General features: G+C 69.1%; 23 protein-coding genes. 11 read left to right on the top strand and 12 right to left on the bottom strand.

Annotated features, from left to right (window positions below; all coding sequences use genetic code 11):
• Positions 1-52: 52 nt before the first annotated feature.
• From ACI3KT_RS00115 to ACI3KT_RS00105, 3 genes are read left to right on the top strand one after another with little or no spacing between them, the layout of a single operon-like run.
• A complete protein-coding gene (locus ACI3KT_RS00115; protein ID WP_292907015.1) occupies positions 53-958 on the top strand; it encodes an ABC transporter ATP-binding protein in 906 nt (301 codons plus the stop codon).
• The gene (locus ACI3KT_RS00110; protein WP_404901651.1) at positions 955-2,565 is read left to right on the top strand and encodes an ABC transporter permease; all 1,611 of its coding nucleotides are present in this window, start codon (positions 955-957) and stop codon (positions 2,563-2,565) included. The genes ACI3KT_RS00115 and ACI3KT_RS00110 overlap by 4 nt, the downstream gene beginning before the upstream one ends.
• A gap of 18 nt (positions 2,566-2,583) precedes the next feature.
• Complete coding sequence (locus tag ACI3KT_RS00105) at positions 2,584-3,048, top strand: GbsR/MarR family transcriptional regulator (RefSeq protein WP_292907011.1); 465 nt, start codon at positions 2,584-2,586, stop codon at positions 3,046-3,048.
• Positions 3,049-3,062: 14 nt separating this feature from the next.
• Here ACI3KT_RS00105 and ACI3KT_RS00100 read toward each other — a convergent pair whose 3' ends face one another.
• The 4 genes from ACI3KT_RS00100 to ACI3KT_RS00085 form a co-directional block, all read right to left on the bottom strand.
• Positions 3,063-3,425: a VOC family protein gene (locus ACI3KT_RS00100; protein WP_292907009.1), complete on the bottom strand. Its 363-nt coding sequence runs from the start codon at positions 3,423-3,425 to the stop codon at positions 3,063-3,065.
• An 81-nt stretch (positions 3,426-3,506) separates the two neighbouring features.
• Complete coding sequence (locus ACI3KT_RS00095; protein WP_292907007.1) at positions 3,507-3,926, bottom strand: RbsD/FucU family protein; 420 nt, start codon at positions 3,924-3,926, stop codon at positions 3,507-3,509.
• Between the two features lie 14 nt (positions 3,927-3,940).
• Entirely contained in the window at positions 3,941-4,903 is a 963-nt protein-coding gene (locus ACI3KT_RS00090; RefSeq protein ID WP_404901650.1) for an aldo/keto reductase, read from the bottom strand.
• Positions 4,890-6,179: an enolase C-terminal domain-like protein gene (locus ACI3KT_RS00085; protein WP_404901648.1), complete on the bottom strand. Its 1,290-nt coding sequence runs from the start codon at positions 6,177-6,179 to the stop codon at positions 4,890-4,892. Before ACI3KT_RS00085 ends, ACI3KT_RS00090 begins: the two co-directional genes overlap by 14 nt.
• Positions 6,180-6,322: 143 nt before the next feature.
• On the opposite strand from ACI3KT_RS00085, the gene ACI3KT_RS00080 reads away from it, so the two are divergent.
• The 3 genes from ACI3KT_RS00080 to ACI3KT_RS00070 all read left to right on the top strand — a co-directional run bounded on the left by ACI3KT_RS00080 (position 6,323) and on the right by ACI3KT_RS00070 (position 9,200).
• Positions 6,323-7,183, top strand: a complete 861-nt coding sequence (locus ACI3KT_RS00080; protein ID WP_404901646.1) for a fumarylacetoacetate hydrolase family protein — start codon at positions 6,323-6,325, stop codon at positions 7,181-7,183.
• On the top strand, positions 7,180-7,932 hold the full coding sequence (locus ACI3KT_RS00075; protein WP_404901643.1) for an SDR family NAD(P)-dependent oxidoreductase: 753 nt from the start codon (positions 7,180-7,182) through the stop codon (positions 7,930-7,932). Before ACI3KT_RS00080 ends, ACI3KT_RS00075 begins: the two co-directional genes overlap by 4 nt.
• 617 nt (positions 7,933-8,549) lie before the next feature.
• On the top strand, positions 8,550-9,200 hold the full coding sequence (locus ACI3KT_RS00070) for a hypothetical protein (protein WP_404901641.1): 651 nt from the start codon (positions 8,550-8,552) through the stop codon (positions 9,198-9,200).
• 206 nt (positions 9,201-9,406) lie between these two features.
• Here the strand turns inward: ACI3KT_RS00070 and ACI3KT_RS00065 are convergent, their stop codons facing one another.
• Genes ACI3KT_RS00065 through ACI3KT_RS00045 form a run of 5 tightly spaced genes read right to left on the bottom strand, consistent with a single transcriptional unit; the run spans position 9,407 to position 15,121 of the window.
• The gene (locus tag ACI3KT_RS00065) at positions 9,407-10,267 is read right to left on the bottom strand and encodes a carbohydrate ABC transporter permease (protein ID WP_292906995.1); all 861 of its coding nucleotides are present in this window, start codon (positions 10,265-10,267) and stop codon (positions 9,407-9,409) included.
• On the bottom strand, positions 10,257-11,204 hold the full coding sequence (locus ACI3KT_RS00060; RefSeq protein WP_404901640.1) for a carbohydrate ABC transporter permease: 948 nt from the start codon (positions 11,202-11,204) through the stop codon (positions 10,257-10,259). Before ACI3KT_RS00060 ends, ACI3KT_RS00065 begins: the two co-directional genes overlap by 11 nt.
• Entirely contained in the window at positions 11,201-12,475 is a 1,275-nt protein-coding gene (locus ACI3KT_RS00055; protein WP_404901638.1) for an ABC transporter substrate-binding protein, read from the bottom strand. Before ACI3KT_RS00055 ends, ACI3KT_RS00060 begins: the two co-directional genes overlap by 4 nt.
• A gap of 13 nt (positions 12,476-12,488) precedes the next feature.
• The gene (locus tag ACI3KT_RS00050) at positions 12,489-14,087 is read right to left on the bottom strand and encodes an FAD-dependent oxidoreductase (protein ID WP_404901637.1); all 1,599 of its coding nucleotides are present in this window, start codon (positions 14,085-14,087) and stop codon (positions 12,489-12,491) included.
• A complete protein-coding gene (locus tag ACI3KT_RS00045) occupies positions 14,084-15,121 on the bottom strand; it encodes a LacI family DNA-binding transcriptional regulator (protein ID WP_307299294.1) in 1,038 nt (345 codons plus the stop codon). The genes ACI3KT_RS00050 and ACI3KT_RS00045 overlap by 4 nt, the downstream gene beginning before the upstream one ends.
• Positions 15,122-15,259: 138 nt before the next feature.
• Between ACI3KT_RS00045 and ACI3KT_RS00040 the strand changes: the two genes are divergently transcribed.
• Complete coding sequence (locus tag ACI3KT_RS00040; RefSeq protein WP_404901634.1) at positions 15,260-17,566, top strand: hypothetical protein; 2,307 nt, start codon at positions 15,260-15,262, stop codon at positions 17,564-17,566.
• Between the two features lie 90 nt (positions 17,567-17,656).
• Here ACI3KT_RS00040 and ACI3KT_RS00035 read toward each other — a convergent pair whose 3' ends face one another.
• The gene (locus ACI3KT_RS00035; RefSeq protein WP_404901632.1) at positions 17,657-18,517 is read right to left on the bottom strand and encodes an amidohydrolase family protein; all 861 of its coding nucleotides are present in this window, start codon (positions 18,515-18,517) and stop codon (positions 17,657-17,659) included.
• Positions 18,518-18,564: 47 nt separating this feature from the next.
• Here ACI3KT_RS00035 and ACI3KT_RS00030 point away from each other — a divergent pair, with 47 nt between their 5' ends.
• From ACI3KT_RS00030 to ACI3KT_RS00020, 3 genes are read left to right on the top strand one after another with little or no spacing between them, the layout of a single operon-like run.
• The gene (locus ACI3KT_RS00030) at positions 18,565-19,242 is read left to right on the top strand and encodes a FadR/GntR family transcriptional regulator (protein ID WP_307299300.1); all 678 of its coding nucleotides are present in this window, start codon (positions 18,565-18,567) and stop codon (positions 19,240-19,242) included.
• A 22-nt stretch (positions 19,243-19,264) separates the two neighbouring features.
• Complete coding sequence (locus ACI3KT_RS00025; RefSeq protein WP_292904170.1) at positions 19,265-20,323, top strand: PLP-dependent cysteine synthase family protein; 1,059 nt, start codon at positions 19,265-19,267, stop codon at positions 20,321-20,323.
• 23 nt (positions 20,324-20,346) lie between these two features.
• Entirely contained in the window at positions 20,347-20,853 is a 507-nt protein-coding gene (locus tag ACI3KT_RS00020) for a glycine cleavage system protein R (protein WP_404901629.1), read from the top strand.
• 107 nt (positions 20,854-20,960) lie between these two features.
• Here ACI3KT_RS00020 and ACI3KT_RS00015 read toward each other — a convergent pair whose 3' ends face one another.
• Together ACI3KT_RS00015 and ACI3KT_RS00010 are read right to left on the bottom strand one after the other, a co-directional pair.
• Positions 20,961-21,974, bottom strand: coding sequence for an aldo/keto reductase family protein (locus ACI3KT_RS00015; protein ID WP_292904173.1), 1,014 nt, complete (start codon positions 21,972-21,974; stop codon positions 20,961-20,963).
• Positions 21,975-22,019: 45 nt separating this feature from the next.
• Positions 22,020-23,498 carry a PLP-dependent aminotransferase family protein gene (locus tag ACI3KT_RS00010; protein ID WP_307299306.1) on the bottom strand — a complete coding sequence of 493 codons (1,479 nt, stop codon included), beginning with the start codon at positions 23,496-23,498 and terminating at the stop codon, positions 22,020-22,022.
• A 19-nt stretch (positions 23,499-23,517) separates the two neighbouring features.
• On the opposite strand from ACI3KT_RS00010, the gene ACI3KT_RS00005 reads away from it, so the two are divergent.
• Positions 23,518-23,862: a hypothetical protein gene (locus ACI3KT_RS00005; RefSeq protein WP_404901628.1), complete on the top strand. Its 345-nt coding sequence runs from the start codon at positions 23,518-23,520 to the stop codon at positions 23,860-23,862.
• Positions 23,863-23,885: the final 23 nt, after the last annotated feature.

Raw genomic sequence — 23,885 nt, 5'->3', positions numbered from 1 at the left:
GCCAGGCTTCAGACTCTTCACAAACTTCTGAAATCGGCGTAGCGTGCCGTGCATGGACACAGTGATCCGCACGAGCGATCTCACCAAGCACTACGGCCGCGTGCACGCTCTCGACGGCCTCGATCTCTCCGTCACAGCGGGTCAGGTGCACGGCTTCCTCGGTCCGAACGGCGCCGGAAAGACGACCACGATCCGCATCCTCCTCGGTCTCGCACGCAAGACCTCGGGCGACGTCGAGGTGCTCGGTCGAGACCCCTGGAGGGACGCGACCGACCTGCACCGCCGCATCGCCTATGTTCCGGGTGACGTCAGCGTCTGGCCCAACCTCTCCGGCGGAGAGGCGATCGACCTGCTGTCGCGCCTGCGCGGGGCATCGACGAAGAGCGCCGACTACCGGGCGAGCCGCGCACGGCTCGAGGCGGCGTTCCAGTTCGATCCGCGCAAGAAGGGCAGAGCCTATTCGAAGGGCAACCGGCAGAAGGTCGCCCTCATCGCCGCGTTCGCGGTGCCGGCCGACCTCTACATCCTCGACGAGCCGACCAGCGGGCTCGACCCACTGATGGAGGTCGTGTTCCGCCAGGAGATCGCACGGGTGAAGGATGCCGGCGCCACGGTGCTGCTTTCGAGCCACATCCTGTCGGAGGTCGAGCTGCTGTGCGACCGGGTCTCGATCATCCGTGCCGGCCGCGTCGTCGAGTCCGGCACGCTGCCGGAACTGCGACACCTCACCCGCACCGAGGTGTCGTTCGCAGCAGCCGACGTCTCGGCCACCGACGGGATCGCTGCGGCCCATGATCCGACGTTCACCGAGGGGCGCGCGCGGTTCACGGTCGACAGCGACGCCATGGCATCCGTCCTCCCGATCCTCGCCCAGCGCCAGGTGACCGGCTTGCGCATCGAGCCGCCCTCTCTCGAGGAGCTGTTCCTGCGTCACTACGGCGACGAGAGCGCATCATGATCCCCCTGCTCCGCCAGCGTCTGCGCCGCGACTGGCTGCAGCTCTCGCTGTGGGTCATCGGCGCCGTGCTGCTCGCCTACGCGGGCTACGCCGGCGTCACGCAGTCGTACAGCACGGTCGCCGACCGTCAGGAGGTGCTCGCGGCGGTCGCCGCGAACCCGGTGATCCTGATGTTTCGGGGGCTGCCCTCCGGCACCTCCGTCGGCGCGTTCCTCGCATTCGAAGATCTGCCCTGGCTCGCGATGCTCGCAGCTCTCATGAGCACGTTCCTCGCCGTGCGTCACACGCGCGGCGACGAGGAGGCCGGGCGCAGCGAACTCGTCGCGGCCACACCCGCCTCGCGCACGCTGCCGCTGCTCGCCACGATCGTGCACGGACTCGCGGCCAACGTCGTGCTGGGCCTGCTCATCGGCCTGTCGCTGATCGGCGCGGGGATGGACGCCGCGGGCTCGCTGCTGCTGGGAGCTGCGGCAGCCGCCACGGGCGTCTCGTTCCTCGGCGTCGGTCTCGTCGCAGCGCAGCTCATGCGCACGTCGCGGGGTGCGAACGCGCTCACCGTCTGGCTGCTGGTGGCGACGTTCCTGATCCGGGGCATGGGCAATCTCGCCGGCACGCCGAGCGACGACCTGAGTCGCATCGACAGTGCGTGGCCGGTCTGGCTGTCGCCGTTCGGCTGGGCAGAGCAGATCCGCCCCTTCGACGAGAACTCGCCCTGGCCGCTGGTCCTCGGGTTCGCGTTCGGGATCGTTCTCGCCGTGACCGCCACCGTGCTGCAGTCGGCTCGCGACCTGGGCGCGAGCTTCATCGCCGAGCGCGGCGGCCGGGCGAGCGCACGCGCCGCGCTCGCCTCTCCGCACGCTCTCGTCTGGCGGCTGGCGTGGGGGTCCCTCCTGGGCTGGGTCATCGGCGGTGTGCTCACGGGGTTCCTCGCCACGACCCTCGGCGGCATTGCAGGGCAGGTGGCCGGGGAGAACCCTGCCGTCGCGCAGATCCTCGAGAGGATCGCCCGCGCCGGCGACCTCGACGAGGCGATGATCACGGTCTTCTTCACGATGCTCGGAGTGCTCGCGGCCTGCGCCGGCGTGCAGACGATCATCCGCGCGCGACAGGAGGAAGCGCACGGCACCGCCGAGCCGGTGCTCGCGGCCGCGGTCGGCCGCGTTCGCTGGCTCGCGGACTACGCGATCGTCGCGACGATCGGGGTAGCTCTGGTCGTGGCCGCGGCGATGGTCGCGGCATACGTCGGCCTGGCGGCCAACGGCGCCCCCGCCGACCTGTTCCGAGTCGTCACGGTCACCGGGCTCGGGCAGTTCGTCGCGGCATCCGTCTTCACCGCCCTCACCGCACTCGTGTTCGTCCTCGCGCCGCGCGCGACGCTCGGGGCGGGGTGGACGCTGGTCGGCGTGGCAGCGGTCCTGGGCATGTTCGGACCGCTCATGGGCATGCCCGAATGGCTCACGAGCATCTCGCCGATCGCGGTGACACCCGTGGTGTCGCACGGCGACGTGGATCTGCGGGGACTCTGGTGGCTCGTGTTCGCAGTCGTGGTCGCCGGTGCCGGAGCGCTCACGCTCATGCGCCGTCGGGAACTCGCGTCGGACGGCTAATCTGGGGCTGAGGAGCGCATGGAACACCGAGGAACCGAAGCCGCAGAGCAGGCCGCCGCGATGATCACGGCAGCCGGCATGCCGAGGATGCCCGCGCGCGTGCTGATGGCGCTGGTCGCCGCCCCCGCCGGCGGATACACGGCGGCCGAGCTCGCCGAGCGCCTCGAGGTGAGCCCCGCCGCGGTGTCGGGCGCGGTTCGCTACCTGCAGGATGCGCATTTCGCACGGCGTCTGCCCAGCGCCGGCCATCGCCGGGACCGCTACGACCTGGTCGCCGACTCGTTCCACTCCGTCGTGATCGGCAACCTGCCGGTGTACACCCGCATGGCCGACTACGTCGAGAAGATCGCAGCGGAGACCGGCGAAGAGCCGGCCGCCGCCGAGCGCGCCGCCCAGATGGCGGGCTTCCTGCGGTTCATGGCCGAGCGGATGCCGCAGCTCGTCGACGAGTGGATCGCTCAGCGCGACGCGAACCCCGCGTAGGGCGGGGCGCCAGGTCAGCCCCCGACCACGCCCTCGAACAGCCCGATGTGATTGCCGTCGGGGTCGACGATCACCGCCCACCAGCTGCTCTCGGTGATCTGCTGCTTGCCCTGGGCGACGCTCGCACCGGCGTCCTGCGCGCGAGCGATCGTCTCGTCGATCGAGTCGACCTCGACGTACGACCGCGGCTCGACGAACCCCTCACCGCGGGGCGCGAGGCCGCCGCCCGAGATGCCGTTGGGAGCCTGCCACATCGGGTAGCCCTCGAAGCCCGGCATCTCGGCGATCTGCCAGCCGAACAGGCTCGAGTAGAACTCAGTCGCCGCTTTCATGTCGCTCACCGGGATGTCGATGTGCGTGATGTCTCCGTGCGCCATGGTGGCCCCTTTCGCCGTTCTCGTCGTCGTGCGGACGCGGCCAGTCTTCTCGCCCGACCAGGCGACTTCAAGGGGTTGTGCTCACACTCCGGAACGCCCGACGACGCCCTTGCGCAGCAGTGCGTTTCCGTACGCACGGGTCTCCCCGGTTCGCACCATCAGATAGGCGCCCCTGGCGACGTCGTAGTACGCGAAGCGCTCCACGAATCGCGTGGTGCCGGCATCCGTCCCGGCTGCGGCCATGAGCTGGTGCTGCACGTCGAGCACCTCGCCATCAGCAGAGGTCATGAGGTCGATGCCGGGCACGTCGTCGAGGGGCAGCACCGTGCGGATGGCGGCGACGACATCGGGCGTGGTGGTGCCGGGCAGGTCGACGACCCGCTCCCCCAGCGCCCACGCCGGGAAGTGCGCGTCGGCGATCACGACCGCGTCGGAGTGTCCCATCCGGTCGAGGTGCAGCAGCAGTTCACCGGTGAGCAGCGGATCGATTCCTTCGAGCATGAGCGTTCCGTTCGTCAGGAGATGAAGCCCTCGGCGGCGAGGGCCTGCCAGAGGGCTGCCGGGATGTCGAGGGCGGCGTACTCCGCGTTCTGTCTCAGCTGCGCGGGGCGGCTGCCGCCGACGACCACCGAGCGCACCAGGTCGGACTGCAGCGGGAACTGCAGCGCCGCGGCAGGCAGCGGCACGTCGTGATCGGCGCAGATCGCGGCGATCCGGACGAGGCGCTCCCACAGCTCCTGCGGGAGCTGCCCGTACTCGTACCGGCCGTCGCGGTGCGGGGTGCTCTGGGCGAGAAGCCCCGAGTTGAACACAGACGCGGCGACGATCCCCGTGCCGTTCTCGCGGCAGGCCGGCAGAACGTCGGCTGCGGCAGGCTGCTCGAGCAGCGTGTAACGTCCGGCGACCATGATGAGGTCGAGGTCGGCCGCCCGGACGGCGGTGGCGAGAGCATCCGACACCATCGATCCGATGCCGATCCGACCGACCTCCCCGTCCGCGCGCAGCTGCTCGAGAGCAGGCAGTGCCTCGGCGAGCGCGAGGTCGAGGTCGTGGCGTTCGGGATCGTGCAGGTACAGCAGGTCGATCCGGTCGATGCCGAGCCGCTCGCGCGACTCGTCGAGGGATGCGCGGATGCCGCCTGCTGAGAAGTCCCAGGCCCGTCGCAGGTCGTCGGGCACGTGGAAGTCGTTCGCGGTGTCGAGCCCTCCCCGCTCATGGTCGGGGTTCGGACGCAGGAGGCGGCCGACCTTCGTGGAGAGGAAGTACTCCTCGCGCGGCTTGGTCGCGAGGAACGCGCCCAGCCGTCGCTCGGACAGGCCGAGGCCATAGTGCGGTGCCGTGTCGTAGTGGCGGATGCCGGCATCCCACGCCGCATCGAGCACCTCCCATGCCTCGTCATCCGTGAGCGGGCGGAAGAGGTTGCCGAGGTTGGCCGCGCCGTATCCGAGGCGGGGCACGCCGCGATCAGACGAAGACATGCTGTCCCTTCCAGGTGTACTCGGCGATGCTGTCCGCCTTCATCTCCATGCCGCTTCCCGAGGCGGACGGCGGCATGTACGAGCCGCCGCGGATCGCGGTCGGGGTCACGAAGTGCTCGTGCAGGTGATCCACGTACTCGATCATGCGCCCCTCGCGGCTGCCGCTCACCGCGACGAAATCGAACATCGACAGGTGCTGCACAGCCTCGCAGAGTCCGACCCCGCCCGCGTGCGGGCACACCGGCACCCCGAATTTCGCGGCGAGCAGCAGGTTGGCGATGTTCTCGTTGACGCCGGCCACGCGCACGGCGTCGATCTGCATCACCTCGATCGCGTTCGCCTGCAGCAGCTGCTTGAAGATCATCCTGTTCTGCGCGTGCTCTCCGGTGGCCACCCGGATCGGAGCGACGCCGCGCGCGATCTCCGCATGCCCGAGGATGTCATCGGGACTCGTGGGCTCTTCGACCCAGGCGGGGCGGAACTCGGCGAGCGCGTTCACCCACTCGATCGCCTCGGCGACCTCCCAACGCTGGTTCGCGTCGATCGCGATCGGGAAGTCGGGTCCGCATACCTCGCGGGCCTTGCGGAAGCGCCGGATGTCGTCGTGCAGGTCGGCGCCGACCTTGAGCTTGATCTGGGTGAAGCCCGCGGCCATCGCCTCGCGCGCGAGGCGTTCCAGCTTCTCGTCGGAGTAGCCGAGCCACCCCGGGCTGGTGGTGTACCCGGGATAGCCGGTGGCGAACAGCTGCTGCTCTCGCTCCGCCCGTCCTGGCACGGCGTCGCGCAGGATGGCGAGGGCGTCATCGCGCGTGAGCGCGTTGCCGAGATAGCGGAAGTCGACGAGACCCACGATCTCCTCGGGCGTCATGCGAGCCAGCAGCTGCCAGAGCGGGAGCCCCGCGCGCTTGGCCTTGATGTCCCACAGCGCGTTGATGACGGCGCCGATGGCCATGTGCATGACGCCCTTCTCCGGGCCCAGCCAGCGCAGCTGCGAGTCGCGGATGAGCTCGCGGAACGTGCCGCCCATGTCGTCGAGCAGCGGCTCGATCTCACGCCCGACGAGGTGGCCGGCCAGAGCGTCGATCGCCGCGACCTGCACGTCGTTCCCACGACCGATCGTGAAGACGAAGGCATGACCGGCGTCGTCGGCGTCGGTCCTGACGACCGCGTAGGCCGCCGAGTAGTCGGGGTCGGGGTTCATGGCGTCGGAGCCGTCGAGGCTCAGCGATGTCGGGAAGCGGATGTCGGTGGTGTCGAGGGCGACGATGCGGCTCACGGGATTCCTCTCAGAGTCGGCTTTCCTGCACCGACCTCTTGGAGCATAAACATCGGATGTCTATACTGTCAACGAACCCGGCCCACACGGTGACGAATCGACCGTCTCTGTCGTGCGAGCCCCCGGAATCCTCGAGGAGAGTCATGAAGTTCGCACGATTGGGAGAACCAGGGGCCGAGATCCCCGTACTCGTCGAGGGAGATCGTCACCTCGACCTGCGGCCGGTGACATCCGACCTCCACGGCGATTTTCTCGCATCCGATTTCCGCTCCCGCGTCGCCGCGGCTCGCGCGGCGGACGAGCTCCCCGAGGTGGCGGACGCCGCGGCGATGCGCATCGGCGCTCCGATCGCACGCCCCAGCGCGGTGATCTGCATCGGGCAGAACTACGCCGCTCACGCCCGCGAGTCGGGGGCGGAACCGCCCACAGTGCCGATCTTGTTCCTGAAGACTCCCAACACGGTCGTCGGCCCGAACGACGCCGTGACGATCCCGCGCGGCAGCGAGAAGACCGACTGGGAGGTCGAGCTCGGCATCGTGATCGGCGCTCGCGCGGCGTACCTCGATTCACCGTCGGAGGCCGACGCGCACATCGCGGGATACGTCGTCGCCAACGACGTGTCCGAACGCTCCTTCCAGATGGAGGTCTCTGGCGGGCAGTGGTCCAAGGGCAAGATCGCGCCGGGCTTCAACCCGACCGGCCCGTGGCTCGTCACCCCCGATGACGTCGACGCCGCCGATCTGCGCCTGCGCAGCTGGGTCAACGGCGAGCCCCGCCAGGACTCGAACACGAACGACATGATCTTCGACGTGCGCGAGATCGTGCACCATCTGTCGCAGTACGTGACCCTCGAGCCCGGCGACCTCATCCTCACCGGCACTCCGCAGGGCGTCGCCTTCGGCGGGAAGTTCCCGTACCTGGCGGCCGGAGACGTCGTCGACATCGAGATCGAAGGACTCGGCCATCAGCGGCAGGAGTTCGTGGCGTGGAAGGAACAGCAGTGAGCGCAGGACTCGACGGGCTCGTCGCGATCGTCACCGGTGGAGCATCCGGCATCGGCGCCGCCATCGCGCGTCGCCTGCATGCCGACGGCGCGCGGATCGCGGTTCTCGACCGCGACATCTCGGGGGCGGATGCCGGGTTCGCAGCGTTCACCGCCGACGTCTCGGACCGCGCCTCGGTCGACGCCGCGGTCGCGGCTGTCGCCGAGCGGTTCGGAGGCATCGACATCGTCGTGAACAACGCCGGCGTCGGCGCGCAGGGCGACATCTCCGCGAACGACGACGACGAGTGGGCGCGCGTGCTGTCGATCAATGTCACCGGCATCGCGCGGGTGACCTCCGCAGCGCTCCCCTGGCTGCGGAGGTCACCCGCGGCATCCGTCTGCAACACGGCGTCCATCGCGTCGACCACCGGCCTCCCCCAGCGCGCGCTGTACTCGGCGTCGAAGGGCGCGGTCTCGGCCCTGACGCGCGCGATGGCGACCGACCACTTGCGCGAAGGCATCCGTGTGAACGCCGTCAACCCCGGCACCGCAGACACTCCCTGGGTCGGACGTCTGCTGGATGCAGCATCCGACCCCGCAGCCGAGCGCGCCGCCCTCGAGGCCCGGCAGCCGCACGGACGTCTGGTCAGCCCCGACGAGGTCGCCGCCGCTGTGGCCTACCTCGTCTCCCCCGACGCAGGTTCCACGACCGGAACCTTCATCGAGGTCGACGGCGGTATGGCGCAGCTGCGTCTGCGCCCCGAGTAGCCGGCTTCGGTTCCGCGGGCTCGCTCCCGTCGCGAAACATCCCGGTCGGCCGCTCCGCGTCGCTCGCGCCGACCCGCCTCCGCTTCCGCTTCCGCTTCCGGTCGCAGTTGTTGCCGTCAGCGCGCTCGGACTCGGTGTTCCGGGTGCAGTTCGTGCCGCTCGATCGGCGGCGGAGCGACACCAACTGCGCCCGGAGTAAGGCATACGGCTGCCGCAGCGACACCAACTGCGACCGGAACGACGCCCCCCGCCTGTGGATAACTTCCGCGAACATCCACGTGTGATGCGACGGTTGAGCCATGGGAAATCCACGCCCCCTGCCCGCGGAGCTCGGAAGACGCTTCAGCGTGCAAGATGCGCTGCGCGCCGGAGCGAGCAGCGGGCGCCTTCGGCGCTCGGATCTCGAGACCCCCTTTCGCGGCGTGCGCTCCACAACGGTCGCAGCGGATCTCAGCGCACTCGATCCGTTCGAGAGGCAGGCCGCCGCGAGGCGGATCCGTGCGAGAAGGTATGTTCCGCGTCTGCGAGATGACCAGTTCCTCAGCCATGAGAGCGCGGTCGCCCTGTACGGAGGCCCGCTCCCGCTCGTCATAGACCGAACTGGTCCCGTCGATGGCATGGAGCTCCCCGTGCACGTCGCCACTCTCGGCCGCGGCACACTCGTCCGGGCCAACGGCGTAACGGCGCATCGGGCGAATCCGCTGAACACCCGCATCGCGAATCGCGACGGCATCCGCCTCGCCTCGACAGCCACCGCGTGGGCGCAACTCGGAGCCTGGAGCGTGCTCGATCTTGTAGCGCTAGGCGACTTCTTCTGCCGTGTCTGGCGATCAGGGCCGGGTCGACGTGACGTCGGCAGACGTCCTCTCGCCACGGTCGACGAGTTGAGAGCCGCGATCTCTGCGGGGCGACGCACGGGAATCGCTCGTCTGCGCGAGGCTGTGGAACTGATCCGTGAAGACTCCTGGTCCCCGCGCGAATCGATGATCCGTTTCCACCTCATCGCCGCTGGTCTTCCGGAGCCCTCGCTAAACCACGACGTCTACGACTCGAGCGGACGCTTCCTCGGCTGCGTCGATCTGGCCTACCCCGAGCAGAAGATCGCGATCGAGTACCAGAGCGTCCTCCACCACTCCCGCTATGCCGCGGATGTCGAACGCATCGCCGCCCTCCGCGCCGCGGGCTGGGTCGTCATCGAGATCACGAGCGACCTCTTCGCCAGGCCCGACGTCATGATCGACCGCGTCCGCCGGGCGCTTCGCGCCTGAACCGGAAGCAGCGCTCCCCCGTTGCCGCGTTCCGGTCGCAGTTGCTGCCGCCGCTCGATCTTTCGGTCCGTTCCGGGCGCAGTTGATGCCGCGTAACGACGCATCCGACGGCACCAACTGCGACCGGAGTGTGGCGAGCGAATGCTGCGGCGGCATGAACTGCGACCGGAACGGCTTTGTGGGAACCCGGCGCGGGACCGACCCGATCAGCCCTTCAGACCCGAGTGGGCCAGCCCCTCGACGAACTGCCGCTGGGCCACGATGAACACGATCAGCATGGGCACCACCGTCATGGTCGCGGCCGCGAGCTGCGTGTTCCACATCTGCCCGCCGTAGGCGTCGGTGTAGCGGGTGAGCGCCTGGGGCAGGGTGAACAGCTCGGGCGAGGTCAGATACACGGTCGGCTCGAGATACAGGTTCCACGACGCCAGGAACGTGAGGATCGCGACGGCCGACAGGGCGGGCTTGGAGAGCGGCAGGCAGATCCGCCACCAGATCGCGGGCCTGCCGAGTCCGTCGATGCGCGCCGCCTCCTCCAGCTCGACGGGCAGCGACAGGAAGAACTGCCGCATGATGAACGTCGCGAGCACGCACGGCGCCGCGAGCGCGGTGACGAGGATCAGCGGCCAGTGGGTGTTGATCATCCCCCACTGCTTGAACATCTGGAACAGCGGCACGATGGTCACCTCGCCGGGGACGAGCAGCCCCACGAGCACCACGAGGAACAGCGCGTTCGCCCCGCGGAAGCGGATGCGGGCGAAGGCGTAGCCGGCCAGGCTCGACACGATCATGACGATCGCCGTGACGATGACCGCGATGTACACGCTGTTGAAGTACTGCCTCGCGAAGGGCTGGAACGCGAACGCCTCGGCGTAGGCCGCGAACGTCGGGTTCTCGGCGAACAGGGCGGGCGGCGAGCGGAAGATCTCGGCCAGCGGCTTGAACGACGACGTGATCATCCAGATGGTCGGCACCGCGAACGGCACGGCGAGCACGATCAGGGCCGCGATCAGGATCACCTGGCGGATGCGGTGGCTCCCCGTCATCCGTCTGCTCTCAGTCTTCATAGAACACCCACTTCCGTCGCAGCTGCCACTGCAGCAGCGTGAGCAGCATCACGAACGTCAGCAGCATGAGCGCGAGTGTCGATCCGTAGCCGATGTCGTTGAACTCGAACGCCTGCTGGAACACGTAATAGACGAGCACAGTGGTCGAGAGTCCCGGGCCCCCTCCGGTCAGCACGGCCACGTTCGCGAAGGCCTGCAGCGCCCCGACGATCGTGATCACGGCAGTGAGCATGAGCGTGGGAGAGATCAGGGGCAGCGTGATGCGGAAGAAGATGCGCCCTGAGCCCGCGCCGTCGATGCGCGCCGCCTCGTAGAGCTCGGACGGCACGCCCTGGAGAGCTGCGAGGAAGAGCACCATGTTCACGCCGACGCTTCGGATGACCTGCGTGACGATCACCGAGATCATCGCGGTGTCGCCCGACAGCAGCCAGTTGGGTCCGTCGATGCCGAACACCGCGAGCAGCGCGTTGATGCCGCCGTTGTCCTGCAGGAGGAATCCCCACACGAGCGTCCAGGCCACGACCGAGACGACGACCGGCGAGAAGAACACCGTGCGGAAGAACGTCACCCCGCGGAACCGCCGGTTCAGCAGCACCGCGAGGCCGAGGCCCAGCGCGATGTTCAGCACGACGATGCCGATCGAGAAGATCGCGGTCGCGCCCAGCACCGCAGGAAGCTGCGGGTCGCTGAAGAGCGCGGCGTAGTTGTCGCCGCCGACGAAGGTGAGCTCGCCTCGGAAGATGTTCCACTCGTTCAGGCTGTACCAGATGCCCAGTCCGACGGGCACGAGCACGAAGAGCACGACCCCGACGAGCTGCGGGGCGATGAAGAGGTAGCCCGTGAGCTGGTCGCGCCGCCTCGTCGTCCAGAACGGGCGGCGCAGGTCCCGGGGCGCCTGCGCGCCCCGGGACTCGATCACGGTGTCGACAGCGGTCACTTCGACAACAGCGGCGTGAGCGCGTCGCAGGTCGCGCCGAGCACGGCCTTCACATCGGCATCCGCCGTCCACATGGCGTCGAGGGCGGTCTTGCCCGCCGCCTTGATCTCGGCGGGGCCGGTGTGGTTCGGGAGGGTCACCGCGTCGGGCAGCTGGTCGACCACGACGGTCTGCAGCTGATCGGCGGAGAGCTTCGGGTTGTTCTCGGCGAGCTTCTCGCCCGTGAGCAGGGATTCGCGGGGCGGCGGGAAGTACTGCGCGAGCTTCTCGGCGTTCTCGGGGTCCGTGAGGAAGGCGAGGAAGTCCGTCGCCTCCTGCACGTGAGAGCTCGAGGAGAGCACGCCCACCCCTGCCTGCCCGATCACCGAGTAGTCGCCCTCCGGGCCGCTAGGCAACGGGACGACGTCGTAGGCGAACGACCCGTCGAGCAGCGCCGCACGCGAGACCTGCGCCACGGTGAACGCGGCGTCCCCCGCGAAGAAGTCGGCCGTCGTGCCCGGACCGGGCATGGACTGGTCGGCGAAGGCGGCGTCATGCAGGAACGTGAACGCGTCGACCATCTCGGGGCTGTCCATCGTGCAGGTCTTGCCGTCGGCGCTCCAGGCGCTCGCGCCCCAGCCTGCCCACACCGTGGCGAGCTGGCCCCAGTTCGCGTAGTCGAAGTCGCGGATCACGAACCCGGCCTTGCCCGTGGTCTGGTGCACGGCGGCTCCCAGTTCGCTGACCTTGTCCCACGTGACCTCGTCGTCGAGAGCGACGCCGGCCTGCGCCAAGAGGTCTTTGTTGACGTAGAGCGCGAAGGGCGAGTTCGAGAACGGGTAGGCGTACAGCTCGTCATCCGCACTGAATTCTGCAGTGACGCTGCCGAGCAGGTCGTCGTAGCCCCAGCCCTTCGTGCCCTTCAGCGCGTCGGTCAGCGGAACGAGCGCGTCGGCGTCGATGAGGTCACGCGACAGGTCGCCCATCCACGCCAGATCGGGTGCGTTGCCGCCCGCGATCTGCGTGGTCAGTGTGGTGTTGTAGTCGGCGAACGGGAGCGACTCGTAGGTGATCTCCCCGATCTCGGGGTGGTCGGCCTTATACGCGTCGGCGATCTCGTCGAACAGCGCGAGTTGATCTTCGTTCGAAGTCCACACCGACATGCGCAGATCGACGCTGCCCGGTGCGGCTGTGGTCTCGACGGGTTCAGGTGCGGATGCTGCGCACCCCGCCAGCGCCAGGCCCATGACGGCGACCACAGCCGCCGCGCCCAGCTTCTTTGCTGATGTCATGCTCTTCTCTTCTCTAGTAGCCGATGATCTCGGGCCAGTGGATCTCGATGCCCGCCTCGATGAGGCGGGACTGGAATGCGGCGACGAGCGCGTCGCCGGCGGCGACCTGTGCGGGTTCGAGCGAGCGCTCGGCGCAGAACGCCGCGAGCTCGCCGGCCGATTCGCCGATGTTCCACTCGACGGGGTGCAACCGGTAGGCGCCGTTCGTGATGTGGGTCGTGCCGATGTTCTTCGCGGCGGGCAGCAGGTTGCGCATCCGTACGGGGATCAGCGCGCCGAGCGGGATCTCGAAGGGCGCGCATTCGACGTCGATGTAGTTGTCGCCGCCGGTGGAGGGGTGGATGTCGATGCGGTACATGCCCACGCCGACGGTGTCGTCGAAGGTCGCCGGTCCTCCGTGCCCCCGCAGGCGCACCGAGATGTCCTGCTCGACGATCGTGCGGCGGGCGACGATGCGACGGGACTCGCGGATGTACGGAGCCTGCGCGAAGCCGTCGTCGGTCCCTGCGACGTCCGGCCGCAGACGGAGGCCGGGGAACCCGGTTCCGCCGTCGGGGCGTGGAGCCTCGGTCTGCAGCCAGTACACGTACGAGCGGGCGAGCTCCTTGGCTCCCTCGAGGTGGGTCTCGGCATCCGGATCGTCGATGATCGAGCCGTCGAGGTAGTCGAGCATGGGCCAGTTCGCCACGACGACGTCGCTGTCGAGGAAACCCGCGCGGAAGTTCTCCCTCGCGAGAATGCGGCGGAACTCCCACAGGTCGCGGTCGCCGGCGTCCGTGCGCTGGTCCGACGCTCCGCGCTCGACGATCGGCGGGTTCACGTGCATGGTGCGGACGACCGGTTCCAGCGTCCGAGGATCCGGCGCGGTGAACGAGAGCAGAGGGGCGCCCCAGAACTCCGGCTGCATCCGACGGAAGCGCTCGTACTCGGCGGGGCGCTCGATCGTGTGGTCGGCGCCCTCCTCGTGATCGAACGCGAAGCACCACGTGACCGCCTGGACGTTGCGCGGGTCGGCCGTCTCTGCCGCGCTGGGCTCTCCCGTGTCGGTGCGTGATTCGGCGCCGAGCACGTACTCGGTGCCAGTGAGCGGCAGGAGGTCGCCAGTCTCGGTGGCATCGAGGACGAAGGATGCCGCGATCTCGCGCCGCACGCCGTCGTGATCCACGGTCACGGAGGTGACGACGTCGCCGTCGACCGACGCCGCGACCGGGATCGCAGGCTGCAGCACGGTGAGGCGGCCGCTCGCCCGATGCGGGGCGAGCATGGCGTCGATCACGGCGACCGCGACGCGCGGTTCGTGGCAGAGCCGGCTGACCCGGCCGAGGCCGGGGTTGAGGTGACGCTCGGATCGGGCGCCCTCAGTGAGCGGGTAGTGCTCGCGGTAGTAGTCGCGGATGCCGTCGCGCAGAGCGCGGTACGAGGCCGTGACGCCGAACTGCTCGACCCAGTACGACTCATCGGGAGGGACGATCTGCGAGGTGAGCTGGCCACCCAGCCAGGCGTATTGCTCGGTGAGCACGACCCGCTGTCCGCGGCGGAGTGCGGCGAGCGCGGCGGCCACGCCGCCGAGGCCTCCGCCGACGATCAGGACGTCGGTCTCGACCCGGCTCACCGGCGCACCTCGAGAAGGGTCGCGCCGTCGACGATGTCTCCGGTCAGCAGCACCTGCTTCTGAAGATCGGCGTGCTCTGCGGGGTCGGCGAGCACGATGTCCTGCAGAAGGGACAGCGCCTTCGAGGCCACGGCTTCTCGGCGCAGGTCGAATCCGCTGAGCGGTGCGGATCCGATCGAGTGCCCCGCGACATCCGCCAGGGCGACGTAGCTGAAACGGATCTGCGGTGCGGCGCTCTCGAGCGCCGCTGCCGCGGCCTCTGCGAGGAAGGAGTCCTCAGCGATCACGGCCGTGACGTCTGCGTCGACGACTCGACGGGCGATCGCCGCGGCATCGAGCCCGCTGACGTCGACGGAGGTGACGGCGATGCGCAGTCCCGACGCGGCCTGGGCGATTCCGGAGCGGCGGTCGGCTGCAGCGGGGGCGATCGTACCGTGATGCAGGTAGACGGCGCGCTCGTGCCCGAGCTCGTCGAGCCGGCGGATGATCCGGCCGGTGAGGGACAGGTAGTCGATTCCCACGTAGGGCACGTCGGGTTCGTCCCGACGTCCGATCGCGACGAAGGGGAAGTCCTCGGCGACCAGCCGCGCGAGCTCCGCACTGTTCATCTGCTGTCCGAGGAGGAGGCAGCCGTCGGCCAGACGGAACCGCGTGTTCTTGTGGAAGAGGCTCCGCGACCCGTCGACGAGAGGAGAGGCGGTGAAGAACAGCAGATCGCAGCTCAGCCGCTCGGCCGCGCGCTCGATGCCGTTGAGGAGAGGCCCGTAGAAGTCCATGCTCTCGGCGGAGAGCGCCGGCTCGTACGTGAAGATGCCCAGGATCTTGTTGTCGAGCCCGGCGAGCCGGCGAGCGGCCGGATCGGCGACGTACGTGGTCTGCTCGATCGCGCGCATCACGCGCGCTCTCGTCGCCTCGGGGATGCGGACGTTGGAGTAATCCCTGTCGTTCAGCACCATCGACACGGTCGCCTGGCTCACGCCGGCGATCTTCGCGATCTCGCGCTGGGTGACTCGCCCGTTCTTGTTCGTCGTCATCGACCTCTCCTGATAGTTCGGATTATCAGAATCCGAACTTGACGATAACAGACCACACCGGATCCTTGTCAAACACTTGTGCAGGAAACCCACCTCGGTGCATAGTGCTGTGATAATCCCTATCATCATGGAAGGACGATGATGTCCCCTGATCCCCTGCACCTCAACCTGTCCCGCCGCCATTTCCTCGGCGCCGGCATCCTCGCGGGAGCACTGATCGTGCTGCCGCCGAGCGTCGTGAGCGCGGCCGCCGCCGCCGGCGACGTCACGCTCACCGCCGACGGCATCCGCGTGGTGGCCTCTGTCGGCGGTCGCATCGCCGTCTACTCCGGCGCCGGAGTTCTGCTCATGGCAGGCTCCCGCTTCCAGACCAAAGACACCGTGTACGGCATCCAGACGTCCACGGGCGGCACCCCATCGTTGACCAGCGCCGACGGGCAGCCTGCCATCCGCATGGAGTACACCATGCCCGCATCCGCCGGCGGAGTCGTCGTCTCTGCACTCATCCGCGTGCAGACCGCTCAGGTCCACCTGGAATGGACCGTGTCGGGCTCGGCGACGCTCAATCCTGCCGGGTTCATGTTCAGCCGCGCCCTGACCGCACCCACCGCTCCCGACGAGTACATCCCCACGTCGGAGTGGCAGCGGGACGGCGCAGGCGGAATCCCCTACGAGGTGCCGACCGGTGTCGTCTACCGCTCGTCCTGGGCATCCGGACACGGTCTGCTCCTCCTGGACTCCAGCCGCAAGGCGTGGACGACCGCGACCTGGGTGCACGCCCCGGGAACTCAGGTGGATGCGACGACGGCGGCCACCTCGGCGAGCCTGATCCTCACCGAGGCGCGGCCGGCGTCAGGAGCCGCCATCGGACGCGGAGACGGCATGGCGGTCGAGCTCTCGACGACCCGCCCCTACAACGTGTGGGATGCAGCCGGCGATGCCGCAGCGACCGTGACCGTCACGAATGCACGGAGCAGCGACGAGGTCTTCGCCCTCTCCTGGTGGGCGCGCACCGACCAGGGCGCGGTCGTGTCCTCCGGGACGACCTCGCTCACGGTCGCCGCGTTGTCAGCCGCCGACGCGACGATCTCGGTGCCGCTCGAGGCGCAGGGAATGGTGCTGCTCGAAGCCACGGCGACGGCCGCATCGGGCGACACCGCGTTCGCGCGAACGACGCTGGCAGCGCTCACCCCCTTCGCCTACTCAGCCGGGTCGTCGAGCATGTTCGGCATCGCGAACTACCCGTGGCTGCTGAACGCCGGCGAACAGGCGACTCTGGATCTCTGGCAGAAGGTGGGCATCCAGTGGGTGCGGATCGCCTACGACGGCGGCCCCGGCCTGCCCCCGTCGTCGTACGACGCCCGCGGAATGGACCACAACCTCGAGCTCCAGCCCGACATCACGGCGACGGATGCTGCGCTGGTCGCGTGGGCCGAGGCCAGCTGCACCACGGCGAGCGCCGCCGGAGCCTCGTGGTTCGAAGTGGGCAACGAGCTCAATCGCCCCTTCAACACGGGCGACGCCGCCCCAGGGTACGTCGAGCGCGTGCTCAAGCCGGTCCACGCGGCGCGGGCGGCGCAGGGCGGCGCTTTCCAGCTCATGAACAACGGACTCGCCGGCATGGACCGCCCATGGATCGAGGCCTTCCACGCGGCGGGCGGCTGGGACCTCGTCGACGGCATCGCCTTCCACCCGGGTCGCGGCAACTTCACACCCGATTTCATCCCCGATGGCGAGGGCGGAGAATGGGGCACGGGAGCCACGGGCGCCTACTGGAACTTCCTCGGCGGACTCCGTCAACTCAAGGAGCTGATGGCGGAGTACGGCGAGAAGGAGATCTGGCTCACGGAGGCCTATGCGTGCACGCGGCCGAACGCGTGGTGGAACGACACCTACCGGCATGCCGCCGAGAACGTGCTGCTGTCGCTCGCGCTCGCCAAGGCAGAGGGCGTGCGCGCGGTGTGCTGGTACCAGTTCTTCGACTCGTACACGATCAGCCCCATGGGGGCGAGCCCCGACGATGTCGAGTACCACTTCGGGCTCGTGAACCGCGATCTCGGGCCCAAGCCGTCGCTGCTCGCGTACGCGACGGCCGCCCGCGCTCTCGACCAGGCGACGTTCGTCCGCTGGGTGCACCTCGACGACGGCACGACGCACGGTCTGCTCTTCTCCACGCCGGACGGCCCGCTCGCCGTGCTGTGGAACCGTGCAGACGGCTACATCCTGAACACGGATGGCACGCGGACCGACTGGCGCTTCCCCGCACCCGAGATGTGGCAGGATCCGTGGCCGACCAAGACGCAGGTCTCGCTCCCGGCCGCGTCACTCGTGACGGAGACGGATGCCTTCGGCCGCACGAGACAGATCGCCTGTGCAGGAGGACAGGCGCAGCTCACGCTCGACGGCGCTCCGCGCCTCTACCGCGGCCTGCTTCTCGACGACTGACGGCTCCGCTCCCGTCGCGAAAGATCCCGGTATCGCGCCGCACAACCGTGATCTTCTGCGACGGGAGGACGCCGCCGGCAGGCGGGTGGGTCAGCGGATGCCGTAGAAGGCGAGCGGCGTCGACCAGAACAGTCCGTCAGACGAGACTCCGCGCGACTGCGCCCACGAGGCGACGAACCGGAACCAGCGGGCGCGACCGCCCGGCTGGTACGCGGTGTCGAACGACGAGACCGGCCAGTCGCTCCCCCACATCAGCCGCTCGGGACCGAACGCCTCGAGAGCGGCGTCGAGGAACGGAGTCAGCTGCGCCTCGGTCCAGCACCCTCCGGCCTCTGCCGGCAGCCCCGACAGCTTCGCATGCACGAGGGGCCGTGCCGCGAGCTCGTGCACGTCTCGCAGCCATTCCGCCGAGGGGCGCAGCGGCGCAGCATCCGTCCCGACCCGAGGCTTGCCCAGATGATCCAGCACGACCCGCAGCTCGGGCACGGCGTCGGCGAGCGCCGTGACATCAGAGATCCCCTCCGCCCGCACGCAGGCGTCGAACGTCCATCCGCGCGCGGCGACCAGCTTCGCCCCGTCGACGAATGCCGGCGAAGAGGCGGTTCCGTGCGGCTCGTCCTGCAGCAGGTGCCGCACGCCGATGACGCGCTCGTGCGCGGCGAGGCGCTCCAGATGCTCTGCCGTCGCTGCACCGGAGTCCAGCCGAGCGCCCGCCGTGATCGCGACGACGCCCGCGGCATCCGCGACGCTCTCGACCCACGCCACCTCGTCGAGGAACGCACGCTCGACCGTCCCGGCCTGCACGAAGATCGACACCTCCTCGGTGACGCCGGGCAGCTGCTCCTCGAAGAGCTCGTCTTCGGCGAAGCGGGCGGCCATCGGGCCCTCCAGCCAGTCGTACTCGAGCGTCCACGGATCCCACAGGTGCAGATGACTGTCGACAACGCGCATGCTCCCATCTTGCCTCAGACATCCGATCAATGTGCGAGGATGACGCCATGGCAGTGACAGATGAGGCGATCGAGAAGATCAAGGCGATGATCGTGTCGGGCGAGCTCGGCCCCGGCGACCGCCTGCCCCCCGAGAAAGAGCTGTCCGAGCGCCTCGGCCTGAGTCGCAACTCCATGCGCGAAGCAGTGAAGGCGCTCGAAGTCATCCGAGTTCTCGATGTGCGCCGCGGCGACGGCACCTACGTCACCAGCCTCGAGCCGCACCTGCTGCTCGAGGCCATCGCGTTCGTCGTCGACATGCATGACGACGACTCGATGCTCGAGATCTTCGCGGTCAGGCGGATGCTGGAGTCCCAGGCCACGGGTCTCGCGGCCACGCTCGGCACCGACGACGAGATCGCCGAACTCGTACAGGAGGTCGACGGGGTGGACGCCTCGGTCGGCATCGAAGAACTCGTGGAGCACGACATCCGCTTCCACCGCGAGATCGTGGGGATGGCGCGCAACGCCTACCTCTCGAGCCTGATCGAGCACCTCAGCAGCCAGACGGTCCGCGCGCGCGTCTGGCGCGGACTCACCGAAGGCGGCGCGGTCGAGCGCACGCTCTCGGAGCATCGCGCGATCGCCGACGCGATCGCGCAGCACGACGCCGCGCTCGCGACCTCACTCACGACCGCGCACATCGCCGGAGTCGAACGCTGGCTGCGGCAGGCCGCGTCAGCCTGACCCGCCGAGTACCCTCGAGATCATGACCTCCTGGACCAGCACCGCGATCGCCCTGCTGGAGGCCGATGCCAACCGCAGCGCCGACACGCACCTGCATCTGTTCCCGCTGCCTGCGCAGTGGGGCATCGACCTGTACCTGAAAGACGAGTCGGTGCATCCGACCGGCTCCCTCAAGCACCGCCTCGCGCGCTCGCTGATCCTCTACGGGCTGGTCAACGGACGCATCACCGAGGACTCAGTGCTCGTGGAGTCATCGAGCGGCTCGACCGCCGTGTCAGAAGCGTATTTCGCGCGGATGCTGGGACTGACGTTCATCACCGTGGTGCCTCGCTCGACCAGCCAGGAGAAGATCGACCTCATCGAGTTCTACGGCGGCCGCTGCCATTTCGTCGACCGCGCGGAGGACATCTCCCCCGAGGCCAGGCGACTCGCGAGCGACTGCCGCGGCCACTACCTCGATCAGTTCACGTTCGCCGAGCGCGCGACCGACTGGCGTGGCAACAACAACATCGCCGAGAGCGTGTTCAGCCAGCTGTCGCAGGAGCGGCATCCGATCCCCCGCTGGATCGTCGTCGGGGCGGGCACCGGCGGCACCAGTGCGACCTTCGGCCGGTACGTCAAGTACCGCAGGCACGAGACGCAGGTCGCGGTCGTCGATCCCGAAGGCTCGGCGTTCTACGACGGCTGGGCCGGGACGACGGATGCTCCGGCCGGACGCCCGAGCCGCATCGAGGGCATCGGACGCCCACGCGTCGAGCCCTCGTTCGTGCCGAGCGTGATCGACGAGATGCTGCGCATCCCGGATGCCGGCTCGATCGCCGCGATCCGGCTGTTGAAGGAGCGCACGCTGCACTGGGCGGGCGGTTCCACCGGCACGAATCTGTACGGCGCGTTCCAGCTGATCGCGCGCATGCGGGCGGCGGGCGAGACAGGAAGCGTCGTCACGCTGATCTGCGACAGCGGCGTCCGCTACGCCGGCACCTACTACTCCGACGAGTGGGTCGCCGAGCAGGGGTGGGATCTCGCGCCGCACCGCGCACGGCTCGAGCGGTTCCTCGAGACCGGCGACTGGGTGGAGTGAATCGGCGGGGCTACGCTGTGGCCATGACAACTCTGATCCTCACCGTCGCGGGTGCAGACCGTCCGGGCCTCGTCGCCGCCGTCGCCGATGTCGTCGACGCGCACGGCGGCAACTGGGAGAACAGCAGCCTGGCTGAGCTCGCCGGCACCTTCGCCGGCGTCATCGAGGTCTCGGTCGCGGCCGACCGGGCGACCGAACTCGAACAGGCGCTGCACGCGCTCGAGGGGCTGCTCACGGTGGCGGTGCACACCGGATCGGATGACGTGGCATCCGATGACCGTCTGCTCGGGATCCAGGTGCTCGGCAACGACCGCCCCGGCATCGTGCGCGAGATCTCCGGGGTGCTGAACGCCCATGCGCTGAGCATCGAGGAGCTGGCGACCGAGACTCGCGACGCCGCGATGGCGGGCGGGCGTCTGTTCGAAGCATCCGTGACCGCGAAGGTGCCGGCATCCGTCGACCTCGAGACCCTGCAGGCCGACCTCGAGCGCCTGGCCAGCGAGATCCAGGTCGACATCACGGTCGGCTGAGTCCGCAAATACCTCGAGACCCCCACTTACCGCCGAGACCCCCACCTGCTGACGTCAGCAGGTGGGGGTCTCGGCGATAGATGGGGGTCTCGGTGCGAGGATCCGCGTCAGACCAGTCGAGCCTTCGGCGACACCGAGTACGTGTCCTCGGGGTCGCGGTTCGGCACGTCGCCGAGAGCGGTGTCGATCGCGGCCATCGTGTCGGCGTCGAGCTTCACGCCCGATGCCTTGACCGTGTCGGCGAGCTGCTCGGGGCGCGATGCTCCGACGAGGGCAGCGGCAACGTTCGGGTTCTGCAGCACCCAGGCGATCGCGAGCTGCGGCATCGTGAGGCCCGCTTCGGCCGCGATCGGCTTGAGCCGCTGCACGGCCTCGAGGATCTCGTCGCGCAGGAAGCCCTTGATGAAGTCGGCACCGGAGTGCGGGTCTGTCGCGCGCGACCCATCGGGCACCGGCTGACCGGGCAGGTACTTGCCGCTCAGCACGCCCTGCGCCATGGGCGACCACACGATCTGCGAGATGCCGAGCTCCTCGGATGCCGGCACGACCTTGCCCTCGATCACGCGGTGCAGCATCGAGTACTGCGGCTGGTTCGAGATGAGCTGCACACCCAGCTGCTTCGCGAGGGCGTGGCCATCTCGCAGCTGCTCCGCGGTCCACTCCGAGACGCCGATGTACAGCGCCTTGCCCTGGCGGACCACGTCGGCGAAGGCCTGGAAGGTCTCCTCCAGCGGGGTCTCGTAGTCGAAGCGATGCGCCTGGTACAGATCGACGTAGTCGGTGCCGAGTCGAGTGAGGGAGCCGTTGATCGACTCGAGGATGTGCTTGCGCGAGAGACCGGTGTCGTTCGGCCCCTTCGGGCCGGTCGGGAAGTAGACCTTCGTGAAGATCTCCAGGCCCTCGCGGCGCTGGCCTTTCAGCGCGTCGCCGAGCACGACCTCGGCGGCCGTGTTGGCGTAGGTGTCTGCGGTGTCGAATGTGGTGATGCCGGCATCCAGAGCGGCGTGCACCGTCTTGACCGCCGCGTCGTCGCCGACCTGCGAGGCGTGCGTGACCCAGTTGCCGTAGGTGATCTCAGAGACCTTGAGACCGCTGTTGCCGAGATAGCGATAGTTGACCATGATTCCACGCTACCGGCCGTCAAAGCCCCCGGGGTCGGTCACGACTCACAAGGTCGCCCGATACTCCCGCCATGCATCCCCCAGCCGGGCGATCGCCTCGGTCAGCACTTCGTCAGGGGCCGTGAACGGGATGCGGATGTGATCGTCGGGGGCGACGGATGCTGCGAACGCAGCCGAGCCCGCGACCGAGACGCCGTGAGTTGCCGCGACCCTCGCGAGCGCTGCAGCCGAGCCGATCGGCAGCTGCGCCCACAGCGACAGGCCTCCCCGCGGGGGCACGGTCGTCCAGTCGGGCAGGTGCTCCGCCATCAGCGACTGCAGCAGTCGAAGCCGCGCGTGGTGCACGCGGCTGTTCTGCCGGCGCAGTTCGTCGGCGTGCGCGAGCAGATCCATCGCGAGCAGCTGGGCGGGAACGCTCGTGGACTGATCGGCGAGCTGGCGTGCACCGCGCAGCCGCCGCACCAGCACGGGGTCGGCGCGCAGCCAGCCGATGCGGAGCCCCGCCCACGCCCACTTCGACACCGACTCGACGACGATCACGGGAGCGTCGGGCCGCTCCGCTGCGAGAGACGGCGGCACGACCCCGTCGAACGAGATCCCGGCGACGACGCGGTCTTCGATCACCGGCACCCCGTACTGCGCGGCGAGCTCCGCGACGCGATGCCGCGCCTGAGCGGGAAGACGGGTTCCGGTCGGGTTCTGGTGATGCGGGTTGAGAGCGACGAGGGCGGGTCGCAGCCTGGCCATCGCGATCTCGAGCGCGTCGACGTCAAGCCCGTCGGCGGTCATCGGTATGCCGTGCACGACGCCGCCGCGCAGGCCGACCGAGTCGGTGACACCCGGCCAGGTGATCTCTTCCGCGAGCACGACGTCGCCGGGCGCCACCAGGGCGTTGATGACGAGGCTGATCGCCTGCTGCGCGCCGTGCGTGACGAGGATCTGCTCGGGCGTGGTCGGCGTGCCCTCGGCGCGGAACAGCTCGGCGATCTGCTCGCGCAGGGCGGCGAGGCCGGCGGGATCGGTCTCCGGGAGCAACGCGAGGTCGAGCCTGGGGGTGTGCGCGGTGATCAGCTGCACCGCGAGGTCGGGTATCTGCGGCACCGTGCGCAACAGGTCGATCGCGTTCGGCAGCGCGGAGAACAGGGCCTCGCCGCGTCCTGGTCGCTGCATCGGAACGGCGGATGCCGCAGCCCCGGCGACCCGGGTACCGCTGCCCTGGCGGCGCTCGACGAGGCCATCGTCGGCGAGATCGGAATAGGCGGCGACCACCGTGCCCCGTGAAACCGACGTCACCGCGGCGAGCGCGCGCTCGGCGGGCAGCCGGTCTCCTGGGCGCAGCTCACCCCCGGCGATCAGCGCGCCGACGGCCTGCGACAGGCGCGACGCCAGCGTGCCGTCGCCCTGCGTCCAGCGGCCGAGGCGTGCGGCGAGACGCTCGACCGAGACATCGCCGGCGTGCACGAGTGGTCCATCTGCCGATCGCTGATCCACGCGGCGCGAATTGGCCCTGTCCGTGATGCCCATGAGGCTCGATTCTGGACCAATGAGCATCCCCATCGCCACAGAAGCGTCGGTTCTTGCGCCAATCAGCCCCGATTGGACCATCGCCGAGCTCGTCGAATGGCTCGCCGACGACTCCCGTCAGCACGACGTGGCGTTGCAGCATCCGCTCGCCCTGATCGAGCGAGCCGTCACCGGCGAGACGTGGATCCGCACGCCGTCGACCGTGGCACTCGTGCGTTCGCTGGCCTCCGCCGCACGCACGCACGGTGCCGTCGTGATCGCCGACCTGACGCCGTTCGGGTCGCAGTTCGTGCCGCTCGGAGGCACGTCAAGCGGCACGAATCGCGACCGGAAGGAGCGGATGCCCGAGCCTCAGGTCGCCTGAGCGGGGGCGGGAGGGGAAGCGGG

Origin of the sequence: Microbacterium sp. ZW T6_19, assembly GCF_044987465.1 — a bacterium.
GTDB classification, from domain to species: domain Bacteria; phylum Actinomycetota; class Actinomycetes; order Actinomycetales; family Microbacteriaceae; genus Microbacterium; species Microbacterium natoriense_A.
This window is presented reverse-complemented; position numbering and strand designations above follow the sequence as displayed.